This is a genomic window from Micromonospora foliorum, assembly GCF_022229015.1.
GTDB lineage: Bacteria > Actinomycetota > Actinomycetes > Mycobacteriales > Micromonosporaceae > Micromonospora > Micromonospora foliorum.
Window position 1 is genome coordinate 1 of record NZ_JAKKFF010000132.1, and the last position, 4,109, is coordinate 4,109.

The following is a 4,109-nucleotide window of genomic DNA, read 5'->3' on the forward strand; positions in this document are numbered from 1 at the left end:
CGTCGGGTTGGCAGCGGTCGGGGTGGCGGGGGCCGCCGTGGTCGCGCGGGGAGGCGCCGACGGGGTGCCGAGGGCCCGCGAGGCAGTGACGGCGCGGACGCGCTTGTCCGCCCGCAACGTGCTCACCTGCTGGCTGGTCAGCTTCGCCGAGAAGCCGTTGAACGCGGTGGTGTAGACGGCGTTGACAGTGACCCCGGCCGCGGCGGCGACGGAGCCCCGCTGCGTGTCGAGGTGCCGGCGGTACGCCTGCGACGGCGTCGACGTCACGTCCAGCCGGTTGCCGGCCGCCGGGCGGGTCCGGGCCAGACCGGACACCCCACCGGTGTACGTGGTCAACGGGTCCTCAGCCAACTCGACGACGTACATGCCGGAGCCGGTCTCGTCGACGGCTGCCTTCGGCGTGGCCGCACGGTTGCCGCCGGGTCGACGGTCGGCCCCGTCGGTCAGGGTGACCTTCCGGTCGGACCCGGCGGTGAAGTAGCCGGTGCCACTGCCGTTACCCGACGACCCAGCGGGTGCCGCCGACGCCGTTCCCGCTACACCGGTGGTACCGGTGATCAGGGCGACGACCAGCGTAGGTATCGCCAGTCTTCGCAGCCTGTTTCCGCTCGTGCCTGTAGCCACGAGGCTCCTTTCGGTTGCTCCCTTGTGGAGCTTTTGTCGATCGCGACCCGCCATGGGAGCGCTCCCCCACCTAAGCCGCCGATGGTTAATCGATGGTTTGCACGGTGTTACGGATCGCCGGTGCGTATAAGATCACGTTCTGCCGGCCGCGCCTAGATCACTTTTCTCAGAGGGCGCCAGAGCAGGGCGCACGCCCCAGCGCGGGCAGCGGCGCGACGCCGACCCCGCCGAGACAGGGTCGAGCAGCACCCACGCCCCGTCACTTCACGACACGAGGCGGTGGAACTGGGTCGGGCGCAGCTCGGTGAACGGGTAGATCCACTCCTGCCGCGACGCCCAGATGATCTGCGCCAAGCCATCGTTGATCATCGCTACAGAGAGGATCATCGGGGCCGCGAGGCTCCGTTAGGCTGGCGCGTCATCGTCGCTAGCAGAGGATCACCATGCAACCAATGAGCTTCAGCCGCACGGTCTCCGCACCACCGGAGCAGGTGTGGCAGCTCCTCACCGACATCTCGGGGTATCCGGCCCTGTTCACCAAGGTCGAAGCGACTGAACTGCTCACCCACCATCCGTTCGGACAGGGCACCGGATGGCGGGAGACCCGCAGCCCCTACGGCGAGCCCATCACCCTGGACCTCTGCGTGACCGACTGCCAACCCCAGGTCCGCTACCTGGTGGAGTGCCACGCAGGAGGGCACAGCGTCACTGAGTATCGGCTGGTCCCACGTGACGGTGGCCGTGCCACCACCCTGCAGATCACCTACTCCTTAACCGGCGGACCTCTGAGCTATCGGCTCGGTCGGATCCTGGCTCGTCAGCGGATCCTTGCCTGCATCCGGGAGAACAACACCCAGGACCTGCTCGATATCGACCGAGCGTCCACAACGAGCACCTCAGCATCGGGCGGTAAGGAGTTACGAGACGTCGTTTAGTCGGACAGGCCCGCCGGCACGGGCACCCCGAGGTGCGTCAGGAGGGCGGCGACCTCACGGTCGAGTTCCAGGCCCACCTCCTGGATCGCGTCCACTCCCAACGAGCCGAACGCATGACTGGGTTGCTCGATGATGAATCGCGCCCCGCCGTCGGGTCCGTCGCTGATCAACGTGCGTAGCGGCGCGTACAGCATGGCCGCCGGGTCGTGGCGGAACATCCGCTCAGCGGTGGTGTGGTTGCCCATCAGGTATTCGACGCAGTGCGTGGGGTCGCCCGCGAGGTTCATCATCGGTCGCAGGTCGCCGCTGCTCCAGTAGATGAGGAAGGCGTGCGGCGCGCGGTCGCGCATGAGGGCGAGGACATCGTCCCAGGGTGCGTTGCGGGCCACCAGCGCGTCGAACGCCGTCGCGTCGTAGGCCGGGACGGCCTGCTCGTACTGCCGCCGGAAGTCGTCGAAGGAGCGATCGACGCTGATGTCCAGACACCGGGCCTGGTAACCACGTTCGGCCCATCCGCGTCCCATCGAGCTCTCCTCGCCACCTACCGGGTTATCTCTCTCAACCTAACAGCACTAGTCCGAAATGCGCGTTTAGTATCTGAACTGTTGATTCGACCGGCGACGAGGTGACGTGTGTGAACGGCGCGGAAGCACTGCTGCGGACGCTTGTCGACGGTGGGGTCGAGGTGCTCTTCACCAACCCCGGCACCACCGAGCTGCACCTGGTCGGAGCGCTGGAGTCGGTTCCCGAGCTGCACGGCGTGCTCGCTCTCTTCGAGGGCGTGGTCACCGGCGCGGCCGACGGTTACGCCCGGATCGCGGGCAAGCCGGCCGCGACCCTGCTGCACCTCGGGCCCGGGCTCGCGTACGGCCTGACGAACCTGCACAACAGCCGCCGCGCCAACTCACCGGTGGTGAACATCGTCGGGGATCACGCGACGTTCCACACCGCGTTCGATCCACCGTTGAACTCGGACATCGCCGCGCTGGCGGGATGGTTGCGCGGTCCCGTCCGCCGCCCCGAGGACGCGGCCGGCGCGGGCCCGGACGCCGCGGCCACCCTCGCCGCCGCCCTGGAGCCACCTGGGCAGATCGCCACCGTGATCATGCCGGCGGACGTGTCCTGGTCCGACGGAGGTGCGGCCGGTGCGCCCGTGCGCCCCCGGCCGGCGCCGACCGTCGACCAGGAAGTGATCACGCAGGTCGCGGAGGCGCTTCGGAGCGGTGACACGACCGCACTGGTGATCGGCGGTACGGCCCTACGGGAGGCGGGCCTGCTGGCGGCCGGCCGCATCGCCGCGGCGACCGGCGCCCGGGTCTTCCAGGAGCTCTACTCCAACCGGGTCGAACGAGGAGCGGGCCTACCCGCGTTCGCGAGGCTCGGCTTTTATCCCGACCAGGTACTCGACCAGCTGCACGGTGCGCGGCACCTCATCGTCGCGGGCACCAAGGCGCCGGTCTCGTTCTTCGCCTACCCCGACCAGCCGAGCCTCCTCGTGCCCGAGGGCGCCCAGACGCACGTGCTGGCCGAGGTCGGTCAGGACGCCGGCGCCGCGTTGGTCCGACTTGCCGACCTGGTGGCACCGGACACGGCCGCCCAGGTCACCCAGCCGCACCGACCGGCCCTACCCACGGGCACCCTCACCCTGCGGAACTGGGCGGACGTCATCGCGGCGCTGCTGCCCGAACGAGCCATCATCATCGACGAGTCCGTCAGCTCCGGCACCGCCCTCGCCGCCGCCACCGCCGGCGCTCCCCGACACGACGTGCTCATGCAGACCGGCGGGGCCATGGGCGACGGCCTGCCCCTGGCCGTCGGCGCCGCCGTCGCCGCACCCGACCGGCCGGTCGTGGCGCTGGTGGCCGACGGCTGCGTCATGTACACCGCCACGGCGCTCTGGACCCAGGTACGCGAGCAGTTGAACATCACCAACGTGATCCTCAACAACCACGCTTACGCGATCCTGCGCCAGGAGTGGGGATATTTCAGCAACCGCCCCGGTCTCGCCGATCCCGACACCAACCCGATGTTCGACCTGACCAACCCTCAGATCGACTTCGTCGGGCTGGCGAACACGTTCGGGATGCCCGCCACCCGCGCGACCACCGCCGAGCAACTCGCGGAGCAGTTCTCGGAGGCGCTGACCCGGACCGGCCCGCACCTCATCGACGCCACCATCCCCGCCGCGGCCTAGCCGGCCTCGCCCGGCCGCGTGCCCTAGGCGGCATCTTCTCGGCGGCGCCAGAGCACCGTGCAGCCTGCGGCCAGGGCCAGCCCGAGCAGCGGGGCGACGCCCACCCCGGCGAGCGTGCAGGCCACCGCGAGCAGCGCCGAGCGCACCTGGGCGGCCGGGGACGTCGCCGGCAGCCCGCAGTTCACCCACGTCTCGTTGGACGACTACCGGATCATCCGGGCGAACCTCGCGGGAGGCCAGCGCAGCACCGCCGACCGGCTGATCCCGTACACCGTCTTCACCACCCCGGAGCTGGCGCGGGTCGGGCTGACCGAGACCGAGGCGCGCCGCGCCGGGTACGACGTTCAGGTCGCCCA

The 4,109-nt window shown here is 69.9% G+C and carries 5 protein-coding genes; 3 read left to right on the forward strand and 2 right to left on the reverse strand.

Annotated features, from left to right (window positions below; translation table 11 throughout):
- The coding region (locus PSH25_RS11800; protein ID WP_238659136.1) for a protease inhibitor I9 family protein at positions 1–624 on the reverse strand (624 nt) is incomplete at its 3' end.
- A 452-nt stretch (positions 625–1,076) separates the two neighbouring features.
- Here PSH25_RS11800 and PSH25_RS11805 point away from each other — a divergent pair.
- The gene (locus PSH25_RS11805) at positions 1,077–1,559 is read left to right on the forward strand and encodes an SRPBCC family protein (RefSeq protein ID WP_238659137.1); all 483 of its coding nucleotides are present in this window, start codon (positions 1,077–1,079) and stop codon (positions 1,557–1,559) included.
- Here PSH25_RS11805 and PSH25_RS11810 read toward each other — a convergent pair.
- A complete protein-coding gene (locus tag PSH25_RS11810) occupies positions 1,556–2,083 on the reverse strand; it encodes a DUF302 domain-containing protein (RefSeq protein WP_238659138.1) in 528 nt (175 codons plus the stop codon). The genes PSH25_RS11805 and PSH25_RS11810 overlap by 4 nt on opposite strands.
- 110 nt (positions 2,084–2,193) lie before the next feature.
- On the opposite strand from PSH25_RS11810, the gene PSH25_RS11815 reads away from it, so the two are divergent.
- Both PSH25_RS11815 and PSH25_RS11820 read left to right on the forward strand, forming a co-directional pair.
- Positions 2,194–3,753: an acetolactate synthase large subunit gene (locus PSH25_RS11815; RefSeq protein WP_238659139.1), complete on the forward strand. Its 1,560-nt coding sequence runs from the start codon at positions 2,194–2,196 to the stop codon at positions 3,751–3,753.
- Between the two features lie 114 nt (positions 3,754–3,867).
- Positions 3,868–4,109: oxidoreductase dimerization domain-containing protein (locus PSH25_RS11820; RefSeq protein WP_502361345.1), on the forward strand; the 242-nt coding region annotated here is incomplete at its 3' end.